Consider the following 25,408-nt stretch of genomic DNA (forward strand, 5'->3'; position numbering starts at 1 on the left):
AAAAATTACCTGCTGAGTTCAGAGGCTTTTGAGACCGGTTTTTTATTTAAAAGATAAAAATGAAGAATACCTTTCAAATATCCGCTTCCGTAAGAAAAATGCAAAATGAAAAAAGCAGCCATTATACCAATCATATCTTTAATTACAGTAGATTTCCTATAAGCTGAGTAAAAAGAACCCATGAGATACAAAAGCATAAAACCAATGTAAATAAAAATAAATTTAACATTCAGCAAAGCCGGCAACCAGGCGGTAAACAAAAATAAAACAAAGGCGGCCGGCACTAATTGTCTGAGAGTAGTAATTGTCTTATGTTTTTTATTTACAAACACTTTCCAGTAGCCATATTGAAAATATTGTTTATAAAGCTTACTGAATGATGCTCTTACATAATATTTTGATTGTATTTGTGCCGAAAGGTAAATCTTGAATCCGGAATTTATCAACCTGAAATTGAATTCATCATCCTGATTTCGAACCAGCGATTCATCAAATAAGCCTATTTTTTCAAAAACCACCCTTTTATACATGCCGAAAGCCACCGTGTCAACATAACCTTCTTTTGTACCGGTTCTGAAATAAGCGGTGCCTACTCCAAAAGGCGATGACATAGCCGCAGCAATTATAGCTGTTTTAGCATCTTCATTTACATTTTCTATTATTCCACCGGCACAGCCTATTTTATCGTCCAATTCAAAAACTTCTACAGATTTTTTAATAAAATTTTTATCTACTGCTGCATGGGCTCCCAAAATCACGACAAAATCTGTTTCAGACATTGTAATTCCTGCATTCAAAGCATGGGGAGTCGTTAAGTGAGGATTGTCTATCAATTGTATAAATGGATATTTCTCTTCATACTGAGCAACAATTTTTCGGGTATCATCATCACTTCTGCCATCACATACGTAAATCTCCAATTGACTCAAATCAAAGTCACTTTGAATTAATGAATCCAAACATTTTCCAATATACTTTTCTTCGTTTCTGCAGGGTATAACAACTGCAACGCTTTTTTGCGAAAAAGGCTCCATAGTTAATCTTTTAATCCCGCATATAAATGCCTTAATTTTTCAGCTTGTGTAGACCAGTTCAGTTCAGTTTCTATAGCTTTTATCCCGTTTAAAGCCATTTCCCGGCAAAGCTGAGGATTTTCCAGTAAATATTTAATTTTTTCGCGAATATCTTCCGGTTTAAGGGGGTCTGCTGTCAATCCACACTCGTATTTTTTCAGAATTTCTTTCCACATTGGAAAATCTGATGCTAAAACAACTAAACCGGCTGACATATATTCAAACATTTTTACCGGTAAGGCTTCCTTATATTTTTCTGTGGGATGTAACATCACCAAACCTATACTGCTTTTACTGTAAATTTTTTGAACTTCTTCAGGTCCTACAAAGCCATATTCTGCAACCTTTTTCCAGCCCGATAAATTAACTAACTCATCCCGGAATGAAAGCGGCGAATAGGCTCCGGCTAAATGAAATTCTACTTCCATTGAACCCACAGCTTCCACCATTTCCCTAATTCCCCGAATTTTGGTTAATCCACCTACATAACATAGCGAATTTTGATTTTTTTCTGCAAAGTCTGTGTTTTTAAACATTCCTTTTATTGGATAATTATAGGTCAAAATCGTTTTTTCCTTTTGATATTTTTGAAATCTCAGATAAGGAGCTTCATCTGCTGTCACAATTCCACTAAACTTTTGAGCAGCATGTTTTTCAATTTTTGTAACTAAGCCTGAAACGGTTTTCCTTAAAAATGAGGGGATCCAATGTTTACTTAAAACTTGTTTTGGCAAATCTTCATGAACATCATAAATTACTTTTTTACCTTTTTTTTGCAATTTTAAAGCATATGGAAGTAATTCCGGGTCATGAAAATGATAGATATCTGCATTTACCTTTTTTGCTTTTTTATAAACCTCATAGGTGCTAAACAACATTCTGCTGAATCGACCGGCCCTCTTTTTGCCTGCATCTATTATTTGAATGCCTTTGTCAAATTCATCTCCCAGACCATCAGCTACAATTAAATAAACCTCATACCACTGAGAAAGACTTACACAGTTTTTATAAAAAATCCTGTTGTCTTTTCTGGGATGAGCTGATGTAAGGTGACATACTTTCACACTATAATTTTTACTATCCAAAATCCTTAATCAATCTATCCCCTATTTAACTTTTTCCTTGAATCTGCTTAAAAAGTTATTTGAGGAGCTTTTGCTACCTTCCATAAAAGCTATGATTGCAGCAAAGGTAAAAAAATCACGTATCTCAACAATTGATGAGGATTTCATAGCATTTAGAAATAAAAATAATGCACATAAAATAAAAAGCATCAATACAAACTTATTTTGCTTTACTTTTATAAATATAAGAGCTATAAAAGCTAAAAAAATTATCAACCCAATTATCCCCAACTCATATAATATTTCCAACAAAATATTATGAGGATAATCCAACAAATCTTCACCACAACAATAATACGCATAGGTTCCAAATCCTTTGCCAATCATGAAATTGCTAAAACTTTCAGTACTTACTTCAATTACATGCTGAATATGCCATACCCGTGAAAAAACAGACCGATTCATTGAACTTGATATAAGCTTTTCCCCTGTCTCCACTGCAGCTTCTTCATCTCTTTTTTCCTGTAGATAACTGGCTATACTTTCAGGATTATCTTTTGTTCCAACAGCATCCAGGAGTAACAATGTTCTGTAATTTGCCCGGTCAAAAGTCCATTTTTTGTTTTCATCTATTTGAATAAAAATCAATAAGACTATCTGCAAAACAATGAGTGCCCCTACTTTTTTAGCAAGTAACGTAGTATTTAAGTAAGAAAATATTCTTTTTCGCTCTGCTATAATTAATATCAAAAAGACCGGCAGCAAAATAAAAACAGTTCCCCGGGCTGCCATATAGTAAATGATAAAAAAGAAATAGTACGAAACACAGACTGCCAGAATTTTATTTTTAAAATAATAAAGGCTTATCAAAGCTGCCACGCCCATTTTGAAAGACAATGCCAATCCAAAACCGACTAAGACAATATAGTTTAGATGAAATTGATCTTGCGGTAAATAATATTTTGCATTGGGAGACAACCAAAAATATACCTGTGAAAAAAGAAAAGAAAAAAGGATAAAAAGCTTTATAAATAGCTTAGCATTAAATTTCGTTCGAAAAAAAAGCAAACTTACCGGCAACATTATGGTAAGAAAGTAAAATGCTTTAACAAATGGGTAATTAATATCCGGTATATTGAGCAATGAAAATAATGCCCATAAATAAAATAAGACTAAAAGGCTGAAAATACTTAGTTTTAGCTTGTCTTTAAAAAAGTCAGTTAAATGATTTTTCTCAAAAATAAAATCTTTAGCGGCAGCTGCAAACATTAAAACTCCGGACAATAAAGTCAAGTCTATCGGTAACTGCAAACCTGCTGAAAGGAGCAGACTTTTTGCCAAACCGGAAAACAAATAAATTATAAGCAGAATTTCAAACATTATCTATGAGCCCGAAGATGCCTTTATGATTTTTTTATAAATATCTTTCCTTTTCCTCCATCTAAAATCATTCAAATTGCTATTATGCCAAAGGAGTACAAAGTTACCATTATACTTTTTAATCCGCTTAATGATATCCATAATATTTCTTAAAAACATATCGTTCTTTTTTGCATGCTTATCTACTGCTACTTCCATAACATGAAGGCTGTATTCCTCTATATTTAATGTACGCCTTTCTAAAACATCAAATGGTTTATAGGGATAGCAAACGCCTGTTCTGAAACCCGGGAGAGATGAAAATCCTACTCCCATATGCTTTTTCAGTCCTGCTTCCTCCCAAATTCTCCAGGTATATGGAATGGAAAACCGCAAAAAATGTTGTCTCCCACTATCAATTTTACTTTCAGCGGGCTTTGCTTTACTTAATCTCTCTAACTCCTCCCTAAATTGCAGACGATTATTAAAAGCATCATAAGAAGGGTGAAATCCGATTTTGTGATTTCTATTATGAATTTTTTGGAGTAGCTCTTCAACTTCCGGGCTTCTGATATCAAACCAGACATCTTTCTCCCCTTTAAATCCGGGTAGAATATTAAATGTGGACACTAAATTATTCTGTTCTGAAATATCCATCAAAAAATCAAAAGTGTCATAAGGGTCTTTTCCGCTAAAAAGCTTTTCGAGATATAAAAAGACATCCTGAAAAAATAAATAGGGTGACTTTCTGGACAAGAGATTGCCGGCACTAATGCGAAGGAACCTGTTAAAATCATCAAATTTTTGAAAAAAATCTACATCATGGGTAATATGTGATTCAAAGGTTCTGGCTTTCCTTTCTCCGTTATAACCTGCTTCCAGCAACAGATCCCATAAAAACTCAACATAAGTATTAACTATTGGTGTTTTATAAATATCGTTTTTAACCACAAACGACAACTTATCCGGAAAGCGACCATGTTCATCTTTTTCAGTAATCACGTTTTCTTCCCATCGGCTCAGCATAAAAAAAGCAGATGCAAAAATATCATATCCGCAATCTATATCTGCTTCTGTTGATTCCGGAGATTTATCAAAAAAATCTGCTCCAAAAACCAGGTTTAGCTGCTCGTTTGTTCTAAATGGATTATCAACTACTATAACCTTATCAGGGATTGCCGATTTATCCAGATAATCAGTATCATTCCAGAAGCCGGAGAAGAACTGCTCTCTTATACGAATTTTCTTTTTGTTTGGTAATTCTATGGTATAAAAAAAACGCTCCGGGTCGGTAACTGTCTTAATTTCAATACCTAAAAAATCCACAAGCATAGTGCGGATTATATATTCCTTTTCAGGCAAATTTCCCTCAGGTATTGTGATTTTAAGCATTTCGCAAAGTTAATCGTAAATTAAAAACTGTCATATTTATATGCAAATATTAAGGGGGAAAGCTTCGCAAAGTCCCAAGAGACCGAGAACCAAAGGGAAAGTAGGCAGTAGCAGTAGGCACTATGCAGTCAATGGAAAAATTATGATGGCAAATGGCAAATGTGGTGGAGCTTCCTCCTGTTGGCATCGCCGCTGCCTGAGCGGCCTGTACAGAGCGGAGTCGTAGTAAGTCGAAGGCAGTACTTAGTAATAAGAATATCGCATTCGCGTCTCGCGAGCGTAAGTGTTGAGTAGCCTCCGACTGGCATTCAATGTTCTAAGGCTATTTCTTAAGTTAGATTTTTCATAATTTCAAGTCCGCTGACTTCGACACGCTCAGCCACCTATCTACCTTTCAATAAACTGTTTAAACCTGCCCCCAATCAGGAGATTGTCACACTTCAAGCATGCCCGCAAGGCTCCCCTTTTGAAGCTCACAATGACGGTGGGGAGTCAGGCTGTTCTCTGTCCATTTTCTGACATAAACAGTCATTCCCATTCAGAGATAAACCACTAATCCCTCTCTAGCAATAGAGAGGGTTCAGGGTGAGTAATATACAGAGCATAATGAGATTGCTACTCTTTGAATATCCCGGAACAAAGACTCAAAAGAGGAAAATGGAAAAAATTATGATGGCAAATGGCAAATGGATCTAAACTCTAATTGAAAGACCATAAAGCAGCCGTTTCGCAGAAGGCATGCGGCCTTTATTCCGGACTTGGGGTACCCGCTGCTTGAATCTTGCGTGAAAAATTTTACTGTTCGACGCAAGGAGTTTAAAATTTTTAGCAAGTGAAAGCTTAGCGGGTCAAGGAGGAATTCAGCCGCGATTTTTTTGTTGACCCTTTATTTCTAAAAAAAGGTTTAGGAAAGTATTTTTTAATGTAAAAACCCTCTCTGGTTTAAGCATCTTTATGACCATCATTTATCCGAGCGTCTCGCTGATTTTTTATCAAATATTCCATTTAATACTTGTGTGCCATATGCGACAGGGTGGCAAATGTCAAGCGAATAAAATCTCGTCATCACCATTACTCTTCAGACTTCTAAGAGCTTGATTCAATGCAAACTTTTTAATAAATCCTTTAATGGACAAATCTTCATCTAAACTTTCCCATCTAATTCCTATACCATCCTTGATTAAACGCCAATCTTCCAATTCAGCATTAGAAGCTGTTTTAAGTTTCGGATAATCTGAAAGGCGACCTTTCAATACATTTCCTGTATTAAACAGAATCAATAAAACATCTAATTCTTTATCGATTATTAATGTCTTAGCTCTTAATTTTTTCTCAAATATTAAACGGTCAAATGAATCATTTGAATGTTTATTTCTAATATTATTTGAAGTACTCATACCATGCTTCTTTTAATGTTTCCTGAAATTCTTCTACCAATTTAGCAATTTCTCTTCGTTGACGTATTGTAAAACCATAACTATAAACCTCTTCAATCGGTTCTAACCAATATTTAGCATTTCCTTCTGCCTTTTCTACGTGAATATGAACAGGTTCGTCATTCTCATTACTGTAAAAATAAAAACGGTATCCTTTTACTGTAATTACTGTAGGCATAACGATTATAAAACTACAACATTTTTCTTGTTTTCTTGATTCCACAAAAGTGATATTTTATTATGGAAATAAATTATACGCAACACCCTCTGTTCATAATCTCTCTCTAAGACCATTATTTATACTAGCGTCGCGCTCATTTTTTACCAAATATTCTTTTTACTGCTAATTTAAACTGATAAAATCATTTCAAACAGTCCTCATCGCTGTTTGGGATTTGTAATCAGTCACTGTTTGAGTTTTATTTTTTTAGCAAGTGAAAGCATAGCGGGTCAAGGAGGATAGCAAGACACAAGAGACCAAATTCCAAGAAGACTAAGATCCAAGTGAAAAGAAATGTAAAAATTATACCTGGAAATGGAAAATGTTGTGAGAAATCTCCCTATCAATACGGAGATGCTTCCTGACGTCAGCATGACAGAAAAGAGGAGGGTTTTACTATTTAAAAAAGGGTTAGAAGTGCTTGATAAAACTTTTGAAACCCCCTGCCCCAATCAGGAATTGTCACACTTCAAGCAAGCCCGCAAGGCTCCCCTTTTGAAGCTACCAATGACGGTGGGGAGTGAGGCTGTTCTTTGTCTATTTTCTGACATAAACAGTCATTCCCATTCAAAGATAAACCACTAATCCCTCTCTAGCAATAGAGAGGGTGCAGGGTGAGTCATATATAGAGCATAATGAGATTGCTACTCATTGAATATCCCGGAACAAAGACTCAAAAGAGGAAAATGTAAAAATTATGATTAAAAATGTGAAGGAGCTCTCACTTATAAACATCGCTGTTGCATATAAATAAACTGTTTCAATATTAATACTGAGATGCTTCCTGACAACAGCATGACAGAAAAGAAGGAAGGGGTTGCCTATTTTAGCGAGGGCAATACGGACAATAAAAGAAACAAAATTCCTTAAAATTGAGCTTTCTTTATTTCGAACCGATAAATCAATTTTGAAATTGTATTTTAGCAACGCCAAAAACCATATACATTAACCATGAATATTAATAAGAGCTTCTTCATTTTTTTTATACTCTTTCTCTCCTTTCACAAATTATATCCTAATCAATACAGCATTTCAATAAATCTTCCGCAACAATTGCTGGAAGAAAATATTAGTAAACATGCAATTTTTGATGTAAAAGAATTGCTTTTTGAAGCCTGTAACTGCGATATAAATTTTAACAATGAAACAGCCGACATAATCATAGAATTACCACATATTGACCTCAGCCTTATGGCTGAACCTAATCGTTTTTCTAAAAAAGCTGATTTCCCGTTTTATCACTTACCGGAACATGATTACAAATGGACATTACATCAAAATGAAAACCGGATATACCTTCAATTAGAAACTATTTCCTTTTCAGGTATCAGTAACGGACTTTACGGTCTTTTACAAGAAAAGCTGGGTTTTGCATTTATTCATGCCCGGCAAACTATAATTCCGGATCTCTCAAAATGGCCCTTAAAAACGGCTTTCACCTGGGAAGCTAAAGCCAGATTTGATAAAAGAGGTTTCCATTTACACACTATGCACCCGATTGAACTGGCAGAACCTCTTTTAGACCATACGTTTCCCGGTGGATTGGAAATGATAAAAGAATATCTGGAGTGGCTTGTGCGGAATAATCAGAATTATTTTGATTTTAACTTGCTCGAAAGCATTGATTTAGACTACTGGCCTCAATATGCCAAAGAGTTTGTCATTTATGGTCAGGAAAGAGGAATTATAATGGGGCTGGATGTTTCCCTACATATGATTCAACAAAAAGCATTTAAGCTATATAAAAACCCTCCCTCTTCCTTTAGAAGCCGCAGAAACCAAATCAGAAGAAATCTTGATAAATTATTTACGGCTCCGTGGGATTATATAAACATGGAGTTTTCAACTACAGAGTTTTCTACCGGAAATCAATATAGAAAAGAACAACTCAGGCTTTATATAATCGATTTACTGGAAGAAGAATATGATGCAATACTAACCGGTCGCGAGCATGTTGTTAAAAAAGATGAACTCATTTCAACGGGAAGCACATATACCCTGACTGATGAAGAGAAAGTAACAGATGCCAAGAGGCAAACCCTGGTTCACACCGTGATGTTCTATGCGCTTGAAGATGAAAGTGCACCTGTATATGAAAATGAAAATTTATCTCATATGCTGGACTTAATGAAAAAGGAAATGCAAGTGAGGGAAACCTGGTTTTATCCGGAATCTGCTTATTGGATAACTTTTGATAACTCTGTTCCAATGCTTCTGTTACCGTATCTTTCCGGTAGATTAAGAGACATTTTGCTTTGTCATAAACTTGGAGTGCCGGGTCATATAACTTTCTCATCCGGCTGGGAATGGGGTTATTGGTGGATTGACTGGAGTATTGCCCGCTGGAGCTGGGAACACACTTTTGATGAAAAAATTCAAGATACACATGCCTTACAGTATATAAATGATGTTTTTCAAAACGACAGTATTTTTACATTTTTCAATAAACAATTGGATTTACATGAATCTTATTTACTGGAAGATGAACTAATGCGCTACATGGCTGCTCAAACTGTCACTGATGAAATTCCACCTCCATTTAATAAAGAATTTCACCCCCGTCCAAGATGGCGATATAAAGATTTGTATAGAAAATCAGACAGTTTAACCTTAGATTCCTTAAAAACAGAAGGAATTATACCGCTACATGAATTTGGAGATGCCTCTTTAATCATTTCTGCTCAATATGAAAAGTACTTTGCCGATGATTCTATTCCTTTAATCCGGGATTTAAAAAAAGAACTTTATAATGCAATGGTAATAACTGCCTTGCGTGCTAAACACCGGGCAGCTACCTTGGAATACCTATCAGCAAAAAGACGCTCTAATATAGACAGAGACCGTGATTTTGATGAAAATAAATACCTGGAGGTTGCCGGGGAAATCAGAAGTTCCGCCCAGCATATAGTTGATGAAACGGAGTTGCTCTATCGCTATCCGGTTGAGCTTATTGCCAGACCTTATAAAGGACACACCGCTTACCCTTACGGATACCTTTACATACCATCAAAACTGCATTTTTGGGAAAGAGAAGAAGAACAGATAAGAAGAAACCGCTGGGGCCCTTTATTTATGAACATCTGGGACATATTGATGATAGGTGGCTTGAAAAATTGAAACTTTTCGATTAACTTTAGTATTAGCTGATAAATACAGCTATTTTATTTTTTGGCACTCAATTTGTCATTGAATACATAAATCTGACTTATGCTACGATTAATAATACTATATGCCGTCATCCTATCAGCAATCACAGCTAAAGGAGAAGACAAACCAACTGAAGTTAAAAATTTTGATCCGTCAAAATCTTACGAAATAGTTGAAACGGATACATTCAATGGAGAACAAATGCCAACTGTAAACTTAAATGAGGTACAGGTTGCGACTCTCCGCCATGGTGATGCGATGGCAACTCATCATTATAATCGTCTGCGAAGAAATCTGATGATAGTTTATCCCTATGCTAAATTAGCTGCCCAACTTTTAGATGAAATTGATAATGAAGTTGAACAGTTCACCCGTCGCAGGCATCAACGCAGATACATGCGTGAAAAACAACAGGAACTAAGAGATTCTTTTGAAGCTGAATTAAAAGAACTTACTGTTACTCAGGGGAAATTATTGGTAAAATTAATCAACCGGGAAACGGGAGATGATTGCTACCGACTGATACGTGAGTTGAGAAACCCTATACAGGCTGTTTTTTGGCAGAGTTTTGCAAGGTTTCATGGCTATGATTTAAAAGAGCCTTACATTGCAGAAGAAAATCAGGATATAGAAAGAATTCTAAAGCAACTGGAAGAAAGTAATTTCCCTACAGAAATCAGCAAACGTTAAAATATTTTCTGTTGAATTTCTGAGCTAGCTGAATAAGATTCTTATATTTGCACCAAAAAAAGTAATGTATTATACTAAAATAACTATCGTATTATTTGTTTCTGCCTTTCTCTTTGCTTGTTCTGGTTCTAAAGAAGTCGTTCAGGAAAGAACTTATGATATGGAGGATGAGAACCAAAAATTAGCCTATAGCATCGGCGTAAACATAGCAGAGAACTTAAGACTTCAGGGTGTTAACAATCTTGATATAGAAGCCTTTACAAAAGCTTTGGAAGATGTTTATCAAAATGACTCGCTATTGGTAACTGAAGAAGAAGCAAATGCTTTCATACAAGATTATTTTCAAAATTTAGCGCAAAGACAAGCAATTTCAAATTTACAAGAAGGACAAGCTTTTCTTGATTCGGTAGCAGCGGTAGAAGGTATAGTAAAGTTACAAAGTGGTTTACTTTATGAAGTCATAGAAATGGGTGACGGACCAAAACCCGGAATAAACGATCAGGTTAAAACACATTACCACGGTACATTAATAAACGGTGATGTTTTTGACAGTTCTGTAGAAAGAGGAGAGCCTGTTACATTTCCTTTAAACGGTGTTATTGCCGGTTGGACTGAAGCTCTACAATTAATGCCTGTTGGCTCAAAATGGAGATTATTCATACCTCCAACATTAGGATACGGAGAAAGAGGAACGGGTGGCGCAATCGGGCCAAACGAAACATTAGTTTTCGAAGTAGAACTGATTGAAATTAAATAATTTCCCGGTAAAACCTGAAAATCACTCAGGCAAAGAGCCAAATTTTCCAGCCTGAAAATCTTGATAAGCCTCTAGAATTTCACTTTTATTGTTCATGACGAAAGGCCCGCTTGCAAAAATGGACTCTTTCAATGGTTCACCGCTAATTACCAGAACTAAAGCTGCTGAATTTGCTTTTATCTTAACTTCTGTACCTTCATTTCGAAATAAGCAAAGATTATCTGTATCAACCTCAGTATCATTTTGCAAAAGGATGCTACCTTCAATGACCAATAAAGCTGAGTTAAAGCTTTCCGGGAGTGAAAAGTCTATTTCCTCTCCCCCGCTTATATGTAAATTATAGAGATTAACTGCTGAAAAAGTTTTTGCCGCTCCTTTTAAATTAAAAAATTCTCCGGAAATAACTTCGGCATGAGATTTTTTTCCTTCATAGAAATAAACAGGTATATCGCTTTTTCGAAAACCCTAATAAGATGGGCTTTCTGATTTGTATTTAGCCGGTAAATTTACCCAAAGTTGAACCATTTGAAAAGGCCCTCCTTTTTTAGAAAAGTTCTCTTCATGATATTCCTTATGTAAAATCCCTTTTGCCGCAGTCATCCACTGCACTCCACCTTCTTCTATTACTCCAGAATTACCGGTACTGTCATGATGGGCAATTTTTCCCTTATAAGCGATAATGACCGTTTCAAACCCTTTGTGAGGATGCACTCCGACTCCCCTTTGCTTTTTAGATGGAGGAAAATTATATAGTGAATTATAATCAAAAACGATGAAAGGATCCATGCGTTGCATTGGAATTGCACCGCCTCCGGGTATAAAATTATGTACCCTAAATCCGTCTCCTACAAAATGTGGTTTCGGCGGTTGAAATATCTTTTCAATTTTTTTTAATATCTTCATATTTTAAATCAACTTTTTTGGAAACAAAAAAATTAAATGCTAGTAAAGTAATTATCCTTATTAAATGCTTGCAAGACTGAACTATTTAAAGTTGGCATAGTTTTCGTTTATAGTTCATAACAGAGGAATGTTATTTTTTTATTCTTTTATAAATACTAATTAAAATTAGATAAAAAATAAAGAAATGCTTAAAATTGAAAATAACTATTCCCATTTTTATCAGCTTCTTTCAAGTAAAATTAAATAAATAAACATGAAGCCACTTTTATTAACTTTTTTTCTTTTTACATCCATTTTATTTTTAGATATAAAAATATTACCGGCTCAGTCATTAGAGAATATCTCATTAGCTATAGAAACAGCCAATGCCAGAGAGCTGTCCAGATACTTTGATAATAACGTAGAAGTTACTATTGTAAATAATGAAGGCATGTACAGCAAGGCACAAGCTGAATTGATTGTAAAGGATTTTTTCAGTAAAAATCCACCGAGTTCTTTCAGGATTATTCATCAGGGTTCTTCTGACAGAGGATCTATGTATGGAATAGGTACGCTGATCACCCCTCAAAAATCGTTTAGAACCTATCTTTATGTGAAAGAAAACAACGGCGGTTTTCTAATACAACAAATCCGATTCGAGGAAGATTAACAGAAGTTGTACAGTTTTTTAGTCAGACTTGTATTAAACAGCTACAAAACATCACCATGAGCTTATTCAATAAAATTTTATTTTCTGCCGGTGCCAAAAATTATTCTTTTGGATTATTAATTTTAAGAGTAGCTTTTGGCTTGGGTATGGCATGGCACGGACTGGGTAAATTAGACCGTATAGAAGGTTTCACTGAAGGTGTCGCCGCTATGGGTTTTCCCATGCCGGAGTTTTTTGCTTTAGCAGCTATCTTTTCTGAGTTAATCGGCGGGTTATTTTTAGCTTTGGGTTTTCTTTCCAGACCTTCAGCATTATTTATAGCTTTCACCATGTTTATAGCTGCTTTTATCAGACATGCTGATGATCCGTTTTCAGGTAAAGAAAAAGCATTGGCTTATTTAGTTGTAATGATTGTCTTATTCATTACCGGACCCGGAAAATATTCTGTAGATTATAAAATTTCCAACAGAAAATAATTTTTGTTACTTTTCATAGAGCTCAAAGGCTTTAGCCAATTCTATATATAACATAATAACTTCTTCCATAATTTCATCCGGAAAGTCATAATCGCTTTGGTGTAAAGGCGGTTGAGATTTCCCGGCACCCACTCCAAGTAATAAAATTTTATGCTTTTTTGCAAAAAAACCAAAGTCTTCAGACCAGCGAAAAGGACTTTGCGCTTCCTGAAAATCTTTATTTAGTTCTTCGCATGCAGCTTTAAGCTTTTCAAAAGCTTTATTGTCATTAGTTACGGCAGGAAACCATTCAGACCATTTAGTTTTTACCTTTAATTTATATTTTGAAGCTTCACTTTTAACCTTCTTTAAAGCAGCTTCTTTTAATTTATCGAGTCCTTTATCATCTGAGCTTCTGATTGTAAATGCCAGAGTAGCATCAGCCGGTATAGTGCCAAAGGATATATTCCCCATTTTTAAATGAATAAGTGTGTTTATATGAAAAGTACCTTTTTCTGCATCTATATCGTATTGCGGGAGCTTTTTGCTCAACCTCAATAAAGCTCTTAAAGGTGATTTTGACTCTCCCGGATGACCGGCATGCCCACTTTCTCCCTTAAGTGTAATCTTTAAACCTATAGAAGCCGCAGCAATTTCACCTTGTTTACAAACAACTTTTCCTTTTTTAACTCCCGGAAGATTATGTATCGCAAAAATAAAATCCGGAGCAAAATCTTTCAATTTATCATCTTCCATCATAGCTTCTGCTCCCTGTCCGTTCTCCTCTGCCGGTTGAAAAATAACGCTTAGCTTCCCTTTTTTAAGAGGATTCTCTCCTATGTGCTTGACCAGTCCCAGAACGATAGCCATATGTCCGTCGTGACCACATGAATGAGCAACACCTTCGTTTTTAGATTTATACTCAACTTTAGTGGTTTCTGTAATCGGCAACGCATCGAGCTCGGCTCTAAAAGCAATATGATTACCTTCCTTGCCGGTATCATATTCAGCCAATATCCCATTCCCACCGATTTTATCTGTTATTTTCCATTTTTTTCCACCAAGCTTATGAATTTGCTTTTTAATATACTTTGCCGTTTCAAATTCCTTATCTGATAATTCAGGGTTTTGGTGTAAATAATGCCTTATTTCAATAATTTCTTCCATTTTCTCTTTTTACTGACTGTTTTATTCTTCAATTTATTTAGGGAATATAAACAAATCATAGGGTGATGGACATATTTTTTTAAAAAAATCTACATCATTTTCAGAAATCACCCCCGGGAAGTCACCTTCATACGCTTGCAGGTCGGTTATTAGCTGAAAATGTAAATGAGGCGGCCACTCTCCATTTTCTGATTTATTACCAATATGAGCAAAAACCTCACCTTTTTTAAGCGATTGATTAACTTTTAACTTCTTCAGGCTTTCTTTACTTAAATGTCCGTATAAAGTATAAAAAGCTCTCTGACCTTCTGTCTGATGCTTCAAAATTATAGTTGGTCCGTAATTTCCTTTCCCTTTGTTATTTTTAAAACTATGTACAACGGCATCTAATGGAACGAAAACTTCAGTACCTTCATCTACCCAAACATCAATACCTATATGAATATTTCTAAAACTGTCCTTTTTACTTCCGAACAAATCACTTCTTTGATACCAGCTTCTTTTTTCAAAATACCCTCCAAATGCTATTTCAGCATCATTTAGTAATTTTTGATTCTTAATAAACGCAACGGCTTTATTTACTTTTTGATCTTCAGGTATTTCTGGATTTTGACTTAAAAAAGATTCTAAATCGATTTGTATTGACTTTTTTGAATCAAACAGGCCGGCGATAGGAGGAACAGCAATCCCTTTCAAATTTGTGAAATCCATTTTCAAAATTTAGGAAAGTAAATCACTCTACAACCTTTTCTATATAATAAGAATTCAATATTGCTAATGCGCCCATATACTTAAGTTCAAAAGCTATCAAATCACCCACTTTATAATTTTTAGGGTTTTTACCTAACTCTATAACTATCATATCAGAGCTGGCTCCACTAATTGAAATATTCTTATCCTTTGGTATTAAAAATTTGGGGTCTATATCTAACAGTCCAATATCAATTATAGCCCTATAGGAAGTTTTTCCATAAAGTTCAGGATTAATCTCCGCTTTATCTCCACTTGGATTTGTTCCCAATTCTCCGGATGGAAGTACCGGTTTTTCTGTCAATTCGATTATTTCAGTATATAATTGAAAAACGCCACCTTTCATTCCTTTAATAAGCTTATCTGTAAAAAGATTGATTCCAAAAAATAAGGTTTCCCCAACTCTAAAATGGTTAACCGCTTTGGGAAGCTGCTTTCTATATAAAAGAGGAATCATTACAGAAGTACCACCACTTACCCAGGGTATCTTAATATTGAATTTTGCTTCAATTATTTGTTTATATAACCCAAGCTGTATAAGCTTATCCTGTGAGGGCATTATCCCATGTAAACAGTTCAAATTCGTACCCAATCCAACAACTTCAATATTGGGGAGTTTAAAAATTTGCCCGTAAAAATCAACTAAATCATCCCCCATAACACCTTCTCTCAAGTCACCCATTTCAATCATAATGATGATTTTATGCTTTTTCTTTTGCTTTACTGCCTCTTTAGACAATAACTCTATGGTGTCAGACTCAGTGTTGAAACTCACATCCGCATACCGGATAATACTAGGTATACTTCTTTTGGGAGGTGGCTTTATATATACAGTCTGTACGTTTGGGTTCAGCTCTTTAACTTTTTTTAAATTACTGATTCTAGAATCATGAATCTCATTAATATTAAGGTTCATCAATTCCTTAATAAACAATTCATTTCCACAAAGTAATTTACTGACTACTCCCCAATCTATATTATATTCCTTGAATAAGTCATTCAAAAATAAATAATTATGACGAAGCCTGTCTTTGTATAATTTAACAAATGCCATTGAATACCTTATTTCGACTTTTCTTTAACTAAACGCATTTCCTGATACTTGGTAGTAAAGCCCATTTTTTCATATAAAAACCTGGCCGGGTTATCAGGCTCCACGTGAAGAGCAATGTTCCCCTGAGAGAATTTAATCGCCTTTTCCATTAATTGCTTACCTACTCCTCTACCCCGCATATCTCCATGTACTGAAATATAAACTAACAAATTTTCAGGAACATATCCCTCCATTCCTGTTTGCAGCATAACCACACAACCAACTATTTTATCATTTTCGCTGGCAACAACTACAAAACCGCCCTGATGGTGAAAATCACTCAAAGCATAATCAAGTGCTTTTCCAATATCTTCCTTGGTATCACCATACTCGTCTAAATGGTTATACAAAAAATCAACGATTTTCAGTCTCTCAAGAGTGGTAACTGTATCAATTGAACATAAAAGGTTATAATGTATTTCTGTTTCCATAATTTATATATTTTTATCTGTTTTTGTTTGGGAAAGTTAATGAAAAAATTACAAAAATTAATAAAGCAGCTGAAATTCCAAATATATTTGCGTCTAAACCAAAGGGTAAGTCCAGCTTAGAAAAAGACAAAATCAAGGTTGTAGCACCTCCACTAAGCATCGCTAAAAATGCACCTACAGCACTGCTTTTTTTCCAATACATAGCACCCACAACAGGCACTAATAAACCGGAAACCATAAATGCATAAGATAAAAGCATTAATTCCAGTACATTTGGAATGACACTTGCAATCAACAAAGCAATGACACCCAATACCAAAGTAGCAACCTGTGAAAGCTGATAAAACTCCGGAGAGTTTTCTTTTATATTGATAAACTTCTTTAGGATATCCGAAACGGTATTCCCGGATGAAGCAACCAAACAACTATCCGCCGTTGACATAATTGCCGAAAAATATGCCGCCAACATTAAACCCATCAAGCCGACAGGCAATACAGCCCTAAGCAGTAGAGGTAATCCCATTTCCACATCCATGCCCTCAACACCCAAAGCACTTTCAAATCCAAAAGGTGCAAACATATTTTGCTCAAACGCAACTCTGGCTAATAAACCTAGCGTTACACCCATAAATGCCATTATGGGCCATTCAAAAAGTCCGGCTATATACCATGCCTGCTTCGCCTCTTTTTCACTTCTGGATGCATAAATTCTCTGGTAAAGAGTCATGCCTACAAACCATATTGGTATAATTGTAACAGCCCAGTTCAAAAGTTGTTGCCAACTTATATTAGTTAAAGTAAAAAACTCAGGTGCAAGTACATTTTGAATACTTTCCCAGCCTCCTACTGCATAATAAGAAACCGGTATTCCAATAAAAATCAAACCTGATAATAAAAGTATCCACTGAGCAGTATCTGTATAAATAACGGCTTTTATACCACCCATAGCTGTATAAACTATAACAATAAATCCCATTATGTAAAGAGCAACATTTAAATCTAAACCTACAAAGCTGGCAGATGCTAATTTAGCACCGGCAAGCACCTGAGAGCTTGTAAAGCCTAAATAACCAACCGCAGAAATAATACCGGCTAATAAAGCTACCCGCGGACCATAGTAATGTCCAAAAACTTCGGGCAGGGTGAAAAGTTTCTTAATTTGTTCAATCTTTTTGACCTTAGGAATGAGAAAAACAGCACTAAGCCAGGCACCAACTAAGCCGGTAAATAACATCCAGGAACCACTTAAACCCATTACAAAACCTAAACCTCCCAATCCAATTGAGAATCCCCCGCCAACATCTGTAGCCACTACAGATAAACCAATATGCCACTTGCCTATGTTTCTGCCTCCAACATAATAATCTTCCTCGCTGGTGTTCTTACGCATAAAGTAATACCCTACGCCTAAAACAATTATCATATAAATAATAAAAATCGATAAATCAATGATGTGCATCTGAAGAATTAAAATTAGATTTTCACAAAACTAATTTTTTTTTGGCTTTTGAAAAGAATTTAATAAATTGTTTATCAATATTTTATAGTAAATCAAAAATTAATCTTTTGAAAATTACATAAACTGTAAATACATAGTTTTGCTATAACTATTTAACTTACAATAAAATACTCATAAGCTTTTGGAAGCATTGTTATATGAAATTTTCATTCTGAGAAAACTTAAAACAATTATTAAATCTATTATTATTTTTTATCCTCTTCCGATTTTTTGTTGATATCGGTATCTTCTTCAGAATCCGTTTCTGCCCCCTCCGGATCTGCAACCGGTTTTTCAATTATTTCGGTTTTGACTTTTTTAACTTTCTCCGGTCTTTTTTCACCTTTCCGACTTTTTTCCTCTACTACTTCACTCTTAACTTCTTTTTTCTCTTTCGGCCAAAAACTGGTACTGCCTGTTTTTTTAATCAAATAATAACCCGCTGAAATAGCAATAATCACAGATGAAATACCCAGAATTTCAAAGCCGGAATATTCTTCAAAATCAAGAACAATTACTTTTCTTGCAATGGCTATCAAAGCGACAAGCATTACTACTTCTACGTGAATTACATTTTCTTTAAAATACACTTTTATGGTATCCAGCAACTCAATTCCTATCAAAACCAATAAAAAGACACCAAAAATATTGAGCATATTATCTAAATCCAATATAATCGTGTCTTTCTCAGTATCCACCAAAGCTAAATAAACGGTATAAGCCAACTCTATAGTCGCTATTATCAGTAATAATGACATGATACCGATTAGGGTAATAATAATGCCTCTTTCTACAAATCTGACAAACTTTTTCAGCTTTTCCGGTGTACTTCCTTTACCTTCCGTATTACTATATTAATGCTTAAGATTAAGAAACTATTCTCTAAAAAATAAATCTTTTACCGAATATTTATACTTAAAAACAGATAAAAGCCCTTACATCACAAGTAGAAAAAAGTCTTTTAAGGTTATTGGAGGAATCGGGATGAAAGATAAAATGTGAAAACATAAATGAATAGCAAGATAGTGAATGAACAGATTAATTATTAAATTTGCGCATCAGATAAAATAAAATATCGCTAAACCACTTATCTTATTTAGGTAGTTTTAGCGATTATTGAATGTTAAAGTAAAAACACACAAAATATATGCTTGATTTTTTTGTAAAAGGTTTATCAAAATTATTTGGAAATAAATCAGAGAAAGATGTTAAGAAGATGCTTCCTATTGTTGAGAAAATCAATGAGGAATATAAAGCTTTAGAAAATATCAGTCATGATGAGTTAAGGAATAAAACTGTTGAATTCAGAAAGCGAATTGCAGACCACCTTCAAAATATTGATGATGAGATAAACAGATTAAAATCTGAGGCTGAAGATTCAGAAATTGACGAACTTGACAAAGAAGATATTTATAAAGAATTAGATAAACTCTATAAAGACAAAGACAAAGAACTGGAAGTAGTTTTAAAAGAGATTCTTCCGGAGGCTTTTGCAGTTGTGAAAGAAACAGCCAGCAGATTTTTAAAAAATCCCGAAATTGAATCTTCTGCCACAGACCTAGACCGTGAGCTTGCCGTAGATAAAGAGCACATTACAATAAAAGGTGATAAATCGATTTTTAGTAATCGGTGGAAAGCAGCAGGAAACGAATTGGAATGGAACATGCTCCACTATGACGTGCAGTTAATTGGTGGTATCGTCTTACACGAAGGAACTATAGCCGAGATGGCTACCGGTGAGGGTAAAACATTAGTTGCAACTCTGCCTGCCTATTTAAACGGACTATCCGGATTGGGAGTACATATAATCACAGTAAACGACTACCTGGCTAAAAGAGATTCTGAATGGATGGCTCCAATTTTTGAGTTTTTGGGACTAAGGGTAGATTGTATAGATAAATATCAGCCTCACTCTCCGGAAAGGCAAAAAGCCTATGCTGCCGATATTACTTATGGTACAAATAATGAATTCGGCTTCGATTATCTGAGAGATAATATGTCAAAAAATCCGGATGATTTGGTTCAAAAGAAACTGCACTTTGCCATGGTTGATGAGGTCGATTCGGTATTAATCGATGATGCCCGTACCCCTTTAATTATTTCAGGCCCGATTGAAAAAAGTGATGAGAAATTATTCTATGAATTGAAACCGAGAATAGAAAAACTGGTTGAAGCTCAAAAGAAAATTATACACGGTTTTATGCTGGAAGCAAAACGCCATATAGCTGAAAATAAAACTACCGAAAAAGACGGCGGACTTGCTCTCTTAAGATGCGCAAGAGGTTTGCCTAAATACAAACCCCTTATCAAATATTTAAGTGAACCGGGCAAAAGAAGTATACTTTTAAAAACAGAGAATTACTTCATGCAGGAACAGTCTAAAAATATGCCGCTTGTAGATGAGGAACTCTATTTTGTAATCGAAGAAAAAAACAATACAGTTGAATTAACTGAAAAAGGGATTGAACTGATTACCGGCGGTGGTGAAGATCCCGACTTTTTTATCATGCCGGATGTAGGTGGTGAAATTGCAGAACTTGAAAAATCCTCACTTTCAGCGGAAGAAAAACTTAAGAAAAAAGACAAACTGCTTCAGGATTTTGGTATAAAATCAGAACGCATTCACGCTGTTCAGCAATTGTTAAAGGCATATACTTTATTTGAGAAAGACGTTGAATATCTGGTATCAGACGGAAAAGTTAAAATCGTTGATGAGAACACCGGAAGGGTAATGGAAGGCAGAAGGTATTCCGACGGATTGCATCAGGCAATAGAATCAAAAGAAAGTGTTAAAGTTGAAGCCGCTTCTCAAACTTTTGCGACCGTTACTTTGCAAAACTTTTTCAGAATGTACCATAAACTATCCGGTATGACCGGTACCGCTGAAACTGAAGCGGGTGAGTTTTGGGAAATTTACAAACTGGATGTAGTTGTTATCCCGACAAACAAACCGATTCAAAGGGATGATATGCCGGATAAAATATATAAAACCACTAAAGAAAAGTTTAATGCCTTAATCGATGAAGCAAAGGAACTTCAGGAAATTGGAAGACCGGTACTTATAGGTACCACCTCAGTAGAGGTTTCTGAAGTATTAAGCCGAATGTTAAAATTGAGAGGTGTTAAACATAATGTTTTAAATGCAAAACAGCATGGTCGCGAAGCTGAAGTAGTTCAGGAAGCAGGCCTTCCGGGAGCTGTAACTATCGCCACCAACATGGCCGGTAGAGGTACCGACATTAAACTCGGGAAAGGAGTGAAAGAATCAGGTGGTTTAGCAATTCTTGGCTCAGAACGACATGAGTCCAGAAGAATTGACAGACAGTTGAGAGGTCGTGCAGGTAGACAGGGTGACCCCGGATCTTCAATCTTTTACGTCTCTTTAGAGGATAATCTGATGCGATTGTTTGGTTCTGACAGAATCTCCAAATTTATGGACACTTTTGGCTATAAAGATGGTGAAGTTTTGCAGCACCCAACTATTACCAAATCCATTGAAAGAGCTCAGAGAAAAGTAGAAGAAAATAACTTCGGCAGAAGAAAAAAGCTTTTGGAATATGATGATGTAATGAACTCACAGAGAGATGTGATTTATTCTAAAAGGAAAAATGCTTTATTTGGCGACAGACTTTCCATGGATATCAGTCACACCTTTTTTGATGTATTATTGCAACTGATAAACAGAGCAAAGGAAGATCGGGATTTAGATACTTTCAGCCTGGATTTGATACGCTACTTCTCTATTAGTCCTGATATTGAAGAAAATCAATTCCTTAATACCCCGGCCGAACAGTTAGCCGAAGACTTTTATAAATTGGCCGATGAAGCATATAAGAGAAAGCATAAGCAAATTGTAGAAACAGCCATGCCTGTTCTTAAACGTGTTTATGAGCAAAGAGGAGAAAGTGTTCGCTTCATAGGTGTACCTTTCAGTGACGGGCGTAAAACACTGCAAATAGTAGTAGAATTAAAGCCTTGTATTGAGACGGATGGAAAAGATTTGATTAAAACTTTTGAAAAGTCAATCTCCCTTGCATTAATAGATGAAAACTGGAAAGAGCATTTGCGACAAATGGATGAACTTAAAAATTCAGTCCAGATGGCCGTTTATGAGCAAAAAGATCCGCTCCTAATCTATAAGCATGAAGCCTTCAATCTATTTCAAACCATGCTTTTGGAATTGAACTATGAAATGTGTTCTTTCTTATGCAAAGCTAACATCCCGGTTCAACAACCCGAACAAGTTCGAGAAGCTCAGGTAAAAAGGTCAGATTCAAGCCACCTGAAAGCAGGGAGAGATGACATAGCAGGTATTACTACTCCGGGACAACAGGCGCCGCCACAGGGCTCAGCCGGTGGTAGTCCGCAAAGCAAACCGGATCCGATTAAAGTTGGTCCTAAAGTTGGAAGAAATGAACCGTGTCCTTGTGGAAGCGGGAAAAAATACAAACACTGTCACGGTAAGTAAATAATTTACAAATTAACACAATGAAAAAAATCAATGAACGAATCGAGCATACGCTTCTAAAACCCAATTCATCCATTAAAGAAATTAAGTCTTTGTGTGAAGAAGCTGTAAAGCATAACTTTGCCGGTGTATGCGTAATCCCATTTCATGTTAAAACCGCAAGAGAAAAGTTAGGGGAAAACAGTAAGGTAAAGTTAGTAACCGTGGTGGGATTCCCTTTTGGTTACAATTGCACCTCTTCAAAAGTTGAAGAATGTAAAAGAGCCATAAATGATGGAGTTGATGAAATTGATATGGTCATCAATCTGGCTGCTTTAAATGAAAAGAACTACAATTTTGTTTTAAATGACATTCAAAGTGTGGCAACTTATATTCATTTGCAAAATAAAATTGTGAAAGTTATCATCGAAAGTGGAACATTAGACGAGAGTCAAATTAAAAAAGCATGTGAAATTTGTGAAAAAGCAGAAGTCAACTATGTTAAAACCTCTACCGGATTTAATGGTGACGGAGCTTCAGTAGATGCCGTTAAATTAATGAGAGAAGTGCTGCCTAAAAGCATAAAAATAAAAGCTTCCGGTGGAATAAAAGACAAAAAGTTTGCAGAGGAGCTAATCTCAGCCGGAGCAGATCGATTAGGAACCTCTTCCGGAATAAACTTGATTAGCGGATAGTAGAATTTTAATAAATTATTACTATCTTAAACTAATTTTTATTTAATGATGAACTACACTGCTATCCGATTTATTCAAATAATTATCCTTGGAGCAATTCTTTGTTTTAATACGGAAGTCTTTGCCCAAAAAGATACTGCAAAAGTACATGGAGTAATTCTGGTGGAAGCAGACCCTTTAATCATGCAACTGCTGAATGCTGAAGTAGAGTATATGAAAGAGAATCCGGTTATGTCCGGTTTTCGAATACAAATTATAGAAGCCCCAAGAAGAGCAGAAGTTTTTAAAAAACAAGGTGAAGTACTTAGGGTTTTTCCGGATGTAAAAAGTTATGTCGTTTATCAGCAACCATCTTTTAAACTGAGAGTCGGAGACTACTATAATCGCTTAGAGGCTTTGAAAATGCTGAATGAAATTCAAAAACACTTCCCTGCAGCATTTGTAATCCGGGATAACGTCCAAATACATGAACCAACAAACCCTTTCGATGATTGACCCCAAGATAATTCAACAGGATGCCGAAGAGTCATTAGATTATTTAATAAATATCCGTCGGCAAATCCATCAATTTCCTGAGTTGGCTTTTGAAGAGTTTAAAACTTCAGCACTGGTAATAGAGGAACTTAAAAAGCTAAAGCATATAAAAGTTAAAACTGTTGCTAAAACAGGTGTTTTAGGCATACTTGAAGTTAATCCTGATTTTCCATACATAGGACTTCGAGCTGATATGGATGCCTTACCAATAAAAGAATTGAATAAAGTCAGTTATGTATCGCAAAATGAAGGTAAAATGCATGCCTGTGGTCATGATGCTCACACTTCTGCCCTATTAGGTGCGGCAAAAATAATCTGTAAACACAAAGACAAACTTCACCATAATATCTTATTTATTTTTCAACCCTCTGAAGAAAAATTACCCGGTGGAGCAAAAGTTATACTGGAAGAAGGTGCGCTAAAAGCCTTTAATATAAAAACAATTTTCGGACAGCATGTCTATCCGGAACTTCCTCCGGGGAAAATCGGCGTTAAAGCAGAAAAATATATGGCCTCTGCAGACGAAATCTATATAGATATAATTGGCAAAGGCGGGCACGCAGCTCTTCCCCATTATTTATGCGACCCGATTCCTATTGCGGCTGAAGTTATTCTCTCTTTACAACAAGTAATTAGTCGCAGTTCTGACCCGGTCATTCCTTCTGTTTTGTCTTTTGGTAGGATTATAGCTGAAGGTGAGACAAATATTATTCCTGAAAAAGTGCGTATTGAAGGTACATTCAGAACATTTGATGAAGTATGGCGTAAAAAAGCACATCAAATCATACACGATAAAATACACTATATCTGTAAAGCAAATGGAGCAACAGCAGACATAGATATACAGGTTGGTTATCCATTTGTATATAATAATCCGGACATCACCGCTAAATTTAATGATTTTGCTAAAAAGTATTTAGGTGATTCAAATGTCGAAAAGTTAGAACTCAGAATGACGGCAGAAGATTTTGCTTTTTATGCACAGGAATACCCTTCTTGTTTTTACCGTTTTGGAACCGGACATCCGGGAGCTAAATTACACCGGCCGGATTTTGATATAGAAGAAAACTCTCTTTCTACGGCTGCCGGACTGATGGCATGGATAGCTATGCAAAAATATTAATGGAATAGGTGAGAAAACGAATATAAATCGGGTGCAATAATTTTTTTAACAAAATCCTAAAAAGGGTAATATTAAACTTAAGTTATGGCTGGTACATTCACACAAATTTAGGCCCAATGCATATTTGCCGTTAAAGGCAGAAATAATCTTCTGCATAAAAACTTTCAAAGAAGAATATATGGAGTTTTTGGATAAATTTTTGGTACCATACGAAGATAGATTTCTTTTTGATTGGTTAAAGTGAATCATGTCACTCCTTCGGAGTTGTCTTACTATCATTGTATGTTCTATAATCCTAACACCCCTTCGGGGTTAGAGTTTTATTATCCAAAACTAGGAAACCGTCGGTACTTAAATATCAAATTATGCTTCGGGCTACCCCTATACTGTGCCACGACCGTTAGCTTTCGGAACAAGCCCGAAGGCCTTTTGTTATTATAGCAATAAATCTAATCTTTAACAAAACCCTGAAAGGGTGAAATGTGTCTGGTACTTTACACAAATGTACGTCCAATGCATATTTGC

At 35.5% G+C, this 25,408-nt stretch carries 22 protein-coding genes and 1 pseudogene; 9 read left to right on the forward strand and 14 right to left on the reverse strand.

Annotation, left to right across the window (positions count from 1 at the left end; all coding sequences use genetic code 11):
- Positions 1-5: 5 nt before the first annotated feature.
- From EA412_11455 to EA412_11485, 7 genes are all read right to left on the reverse strand, one after another.
- On the reverse strand, positions 6-1,034 hold the full coding sequence (locus EA412_11455) for a glycosyltransferase family 2 protein (GenBank protein ID TVR77338.1): 1,029 nt from the start codon (positions 1,032-1,034) through the stop codon (positions 6-8).
- Positions 1,035-1,036: 2 nt separating this feature from the next.
- Positions 1,037-2,137, reverse strand: coding sequence for a glycosyltransferase (locus EA412_11460; protein TVR77339.1), 1,101 nt, complete (start codon positions 2,135-2,137; stop codon positions 1,037-1,039).
- A gap of 42 nt (positions 2,138-2,179) precedes the next feature.
- Positions 2,180-3,517, reverse strand: a complete 1,338-nt coding sequence (locus tag EA412_11465; GenBank protein TVR77340.1) for a hypothetical protein — start codon at positions 3,515-3,517, stop codon at positions 2,180-2,182.
- Positions 3,518-3,520: 3 nt separating this feature from the next.
- Positions 3,521-4,888: a hypothetical protein gene (locus EA412_11470; GenBank protein TVR77341.1), complete on the reverse strand. Its 1,368-nt coding sequence runs from the start codon at positions 4,886-4,888 to the stop codon at positions 3,521-3,523.
- Positions 4,889-5,931: 1,043 nt separating this feature from the next.
- Positions 5,932-6,285, reverse strand: coding sequence for a DUF2442 domain-containing protein (locus EA412_11475; GenBank protein ID TVR77342.1), 354 nt, complete (start codon positions 6,283-6,285; stop codon positions 5,932-5,934).
- Positions 6,269-6,502 carry a DUF4160 domain-containing protein gene (locus EA412_11480; protein ID TVR77343.1) on the reverse strand — a complete coding sequence of 78 codons (234 nt, stop codon included), beginning with the start codon at positions 6,500-6,502 and terminating at the stop codon, positions 6,269-6,271. The genes EA412_11475 and EA412_11480 overlap by 17 nt, the downstream gene beginning before the upstream one ends.
- Positions 6,503-7,192: 690 nt before the next feature.
- Positions 7,193-7,471 (reverse strand): hypothetical protein, encoded by a 279-nt coding sequence (locus EA412_11485; protein TVR77344.1) that lies wholly within the window; start codon positions 7,469-7,471, stop codon positions 7,193-7,195.
- A 24-nt stretch (positions 7,472-7,495) separates the two neighbouring features.
- Here EA412_11485 and EA412_11490 point away from each other — a divergent pair, with 24 nt between their 5' ends.
- The 3 genes from EA412_11490 (at position 7,496) to EA412_11500 (ending at position 11,138) form a co-directional block, all read left to right on the forward strand.
- Positions 7,496-9,661, forward strand: a complete 2,166-nt coding sequence (locus EA412_11490) for a hypothetical protein (protein ID TVR77345.1) — start codon at positions 7,496-7,498, stop codon at positions 9,659-9,661.
- A 90-nt stretch (positions 9,662-9,751) separates the two neighbouring features.
- Positions 9,752-10,381, forward strand: coding sequence for a DUF4294 domain-containing protein (locus tag EA412_11495; protein TVR77346.1), 630 nt, complete (start codon positions 9,752-9,754; stop codon positions 10,379-10,381).
- A gap of 160 nt (positions 10,382-10,541) precedes the next feature.
- Entirely contained in the window at positions 10,542-11,138 is a 597-nt protein-coding gene (locus EA412_11500; GenBank protein TVR77359.1) for an FKBP-type peptidyl-prolyl cis-trans isomerase, read from the forward strand.
- 21 nt (positions 11,139-11,159) lie between these two features.
- On the opposite strand, the pseudogene EA412_11505 reads toward EA412_11500, so the two are convergent.
- Positions 11,160-12,041: pseudogene (locus EA412_11505) on the reverse strand (pirin family protein).
- A 253-nt stretch (positions 12,042-12,294) separates the two neighbouring features.
- Between EA412_11505 and EA412_11510 the strand changes: the two are divergent.
- A complete protein-coding gene (locus EA412_11510) occupies positions 12,295-12,690 on the forward strand; it encodes a DUF4783 domain-containing protein (GenBank protein TVR77347.1) in 396 nt (131 codons plus the stop codon).
- Between the two features lie 56 nt (positions 12,691-12,746).
- The gene (locus EA412_11515; GenBank protein ID TVR77348.1) at positions 12,747-13,166 is read left to right on the forward strand and encodes a DoxX family protein; all 420 of its coding nucleotides are present in this window, start codon (positions 12,747-12,749) and stop codon (positions 13,164-13,166) included.
- A 6-nt stretch (positions 13,167-13,172) separates the two neighbouring features.
- Here EA412_11515 and EA412_11520 read toward each other — a convergent pair whose 3' ends face one another.
- From EA412_11520 to EA412_11545, 6 genes are all read right to left on the reverse strand, one after another.
- Positions 13,173-14,312, reverse strand: a complete 1,140-nt coding sequence (locus EA412_11520; protein TVR77349.1) for an amidohydrolase — start codon at positions 14,310-14,312, stop codon at positions 13,173-13,175.
- A 33-nt stretch (positions 14,313-14,345) separates the two neighbouring features.
- The gene (locus EA412_11525) at positions 14,346-15,023 is read right to left on the reverse strand and encodes a peptidase M23 (protein TVR77350.1); all 678 of its coding nucleotides are present in this window, start codon (positions 15,021-15,023) and stop codon (positions 14,346-14,348) included.
- Between the two features lie 22 nt (positions 15,024-15,045).
- On the reverse strand, positions 15,046-16,116 hold the full coding sequence (locus EA412_11530) for an alanine/ornithine racemase family PLP-dependent enzyme (protein ID TVR77351.1): 1,071 nt from the start codon (positions 16,114-16,116) through the stop codon (positions 15,046-15,048).
- Positions 16,117-16,124: 8 nt separating this feature from the next.
- A complete protein-coding gene (locus tag EA412_11535; protein ID TVR77352.1) occupies positions 16,125-16,586 on the reverse strand; it encodes an N-acetyltransferase in 462 nt (153 codons plus the stop codon).
- 13 nt (positions 16,587-16,599) lie between these two features.
- Positions 16,600-18,045, reverse strand: coding sequence for a sodium:solute symporter family protein (locus EA412_11540; protein TVR77353.1), 1,446 nt, complete (start codon positions 18,043-18,045; stop codon positions 16,600-16,602).
- 245 nt (positions 18,046-18,290) lie between these two features.
- On the reverse strand, positions 18,291-18,842 hold the full coding sequence (locus EA412_11545) for a hypothetical protein (GenBank protein TVR77354.1): 552 nt from the start codon (positions 18,840-18,842) through the stop codon (positions 18,291-18,293).
- Positions 18,843-19,231: 389 nt separating this feature from the next.
- Here EA412_11545 and secA point away from each other — a divergent pair, with 389 nt between their 5' ends.
- The 4 genes from secA to EA412_11565 are packed head-to-tail and all read left to right on the forward strand — an operon-like array spanning position 19,232 to position 24,883.
- Entirely contained in the window at positions 19,232-22,552 is a 3,321-nt protein-coding gene (secA, locus tag EA412_11550; protein ID TVR77355.1) for a preprotein translocase subunit SecA, read from the forward strand.
- A gap of 20 nt (positions 22,553-22,572) precedes the next feature.
- Complete coding sequence (gene deoC / locus EA412_11555; GenBank protein ID TVR77356.1) at positions 22,573-23,226, forward strand: deoxyribose-phosphate aldolase; 654 nt, start codon at positions 22,573-22,575, stop codon at positions 23,224-23,226.
- Between the two features lie 45 nt (positions 23,227-23,271).
- Positions 23,272-23,721, forward strand: a complete 450-nt coding sequence (locus tag EA412_11560; protein ID TVR77357.1) for an SPOR domain-containing protein — start codon at positions 23,272-23,274, stop codon at positions 23,719-23,721.
- The gene (locus EA412_11565; protein ID TVR77358.1) at positions 23,714-24,883 is read left to right on the forward strand and encodes an amidohydrolase; all 1,170 of its coding nucleotides are present in this window, start codon (positions 23,714-23,716) and stop codon (positions 24,881-24,883) included. Before EA412_11560 ends, EA412_11565 begins: the two co-directional genes overlap by 8 nt.
- Positions 24,884-25,408: the final 525 nt, after the last annotated feature.

The organism is Chitinophagaceae bacterium, assembly GCA_007695095.1.
Taxonomy (GTDB): domain Bacteria; phylum Bacteroidota; class Bacteroidia; order Chitinophagales; family REEL01; genus REEL01.

Coding starts and splice junctions, on each gene's coding strand:
- EA412_11530 (TVR77351.1), bottom strand. CDS start 16,116: ATGGCATTTGTTAAATTATACAAAGACAGGCTTCGTCATAATTATTTA.
- EA412_11495 (TVR77346.1), top strand. CDS start 9,752: ATGCTACGATTAATAATACTATATGCCGTCATCCTATCAGCAATCACA.
- EA412_11565 (TVR77358.1), top strand. CDS start 23,714: ATGATTGACCCCAAGATAATTCAACAGGATGCCGAAGAGTCATTAGAT.
- EA412_11500 (TVR77359.1), top strand. CDS start 10,542: ATGGAGGATGAGAACCAAAAATTAGCCTATAGCATCGGCGTAAACATA.
- EA412_11525 (TVR77350.1), bottom strand. CDS start 15,023: ATGGATTTCACAAATTTGAAAGGGATTGCTGTTCCTCCTATCGCCGGC.
- EA412_11560 (TVR77357.1), top strand. CDS start 23,272: ATGATGAACTACACTGCTATCCGATTTATTCAAATAATTATCCTTGGA.
- EA412_11535 (TVR77352.1), bottom strand. CDS start 16,586: ATGGAAACAGAAATACATTATAACCTTTTATGTTCAATTGATACAGTT.
- EA412_11540 (TVR77353.1), bottom strand. CDS start 18,045: ATGCACATCATTGATTTATCGATTTTTATTATTTATATGATAATTGTT.
- EA412_11470 (TVR77341.1), bottom strand. CDS start 4,888: ATGCTTAAAATCACAATACCTGAGGGAAATTTGCCTGAAAAGGAATAT.
- EA412_11465 (TVR77340.1), bottom strand. CDS start 3,517: ATGTTTGAAATTCTGCTTATAATTTATTTGTTTTCCGGTTTGGCAAAA.
- EA412_11545 (TVR77354.1), bottom strand. CDS start 18,842: ATGTCATTATTACTGATAATAGCGACTATAGAGTTGGCTTATACCGTT.
- EA412_11490 (TVR77345.1), top strand. CDS start 7,496: ATGAATATTAATAAGAGCTTCTTCATTTTTTTTATACTCTTTCTCTCC.
- EA412_11520 (TVR77349.1), bottom strand. CDS start 14,312: ATGGAAGAAATTATTGAAATAAGGCATTATTTACACCAAAACCCTGAA.
- deoC (TVR77356.1), top strand. CDS start 22,573: ATGAAAAAAATCAATGAACGAATCGAGCATACGCTTCTAAAACCCAAT.
- EA412_11515 (TVR77348.1), top strand. CDS start 12,747: ATGAGCTTATTCAATAAAATTTTATTTTCTGCCGGTGCCAAAAATTAT.
- EA412_11475 (TVR77342.1), bottom strand. CDS start 6,285: ATGAGTACTTCAAATAATATTAGAAATAAACATTCAAATGATTCATTT.
- EA412_11480 (TVR77343.1), bottom strand. CDS start 6,502: ATGCCTACAGTAATTACAGTAAAAGGATACCGTTTTTATTTTTACAGT.
- EA412_11510 (TVR77347.1), top strand. CDS start 12,295: ATGAAGCCACTTTTATTAACTTTTTTTCTTTTTACATCCATTTTATTT.
- EA412_11455 (TVR77338.1), bottom strand. CDS start 1,034: ATGGAGCCTTTTTCGCAAAAAAGCGTTGCAGTTGTTATACCCTGCAGA.
- secA (TVR77355.1), top strand. CDS start 19,232: ATGCTTGATTTTTTTGTAAAAGGTTTATCAAAATTATTTGGAAATAAA.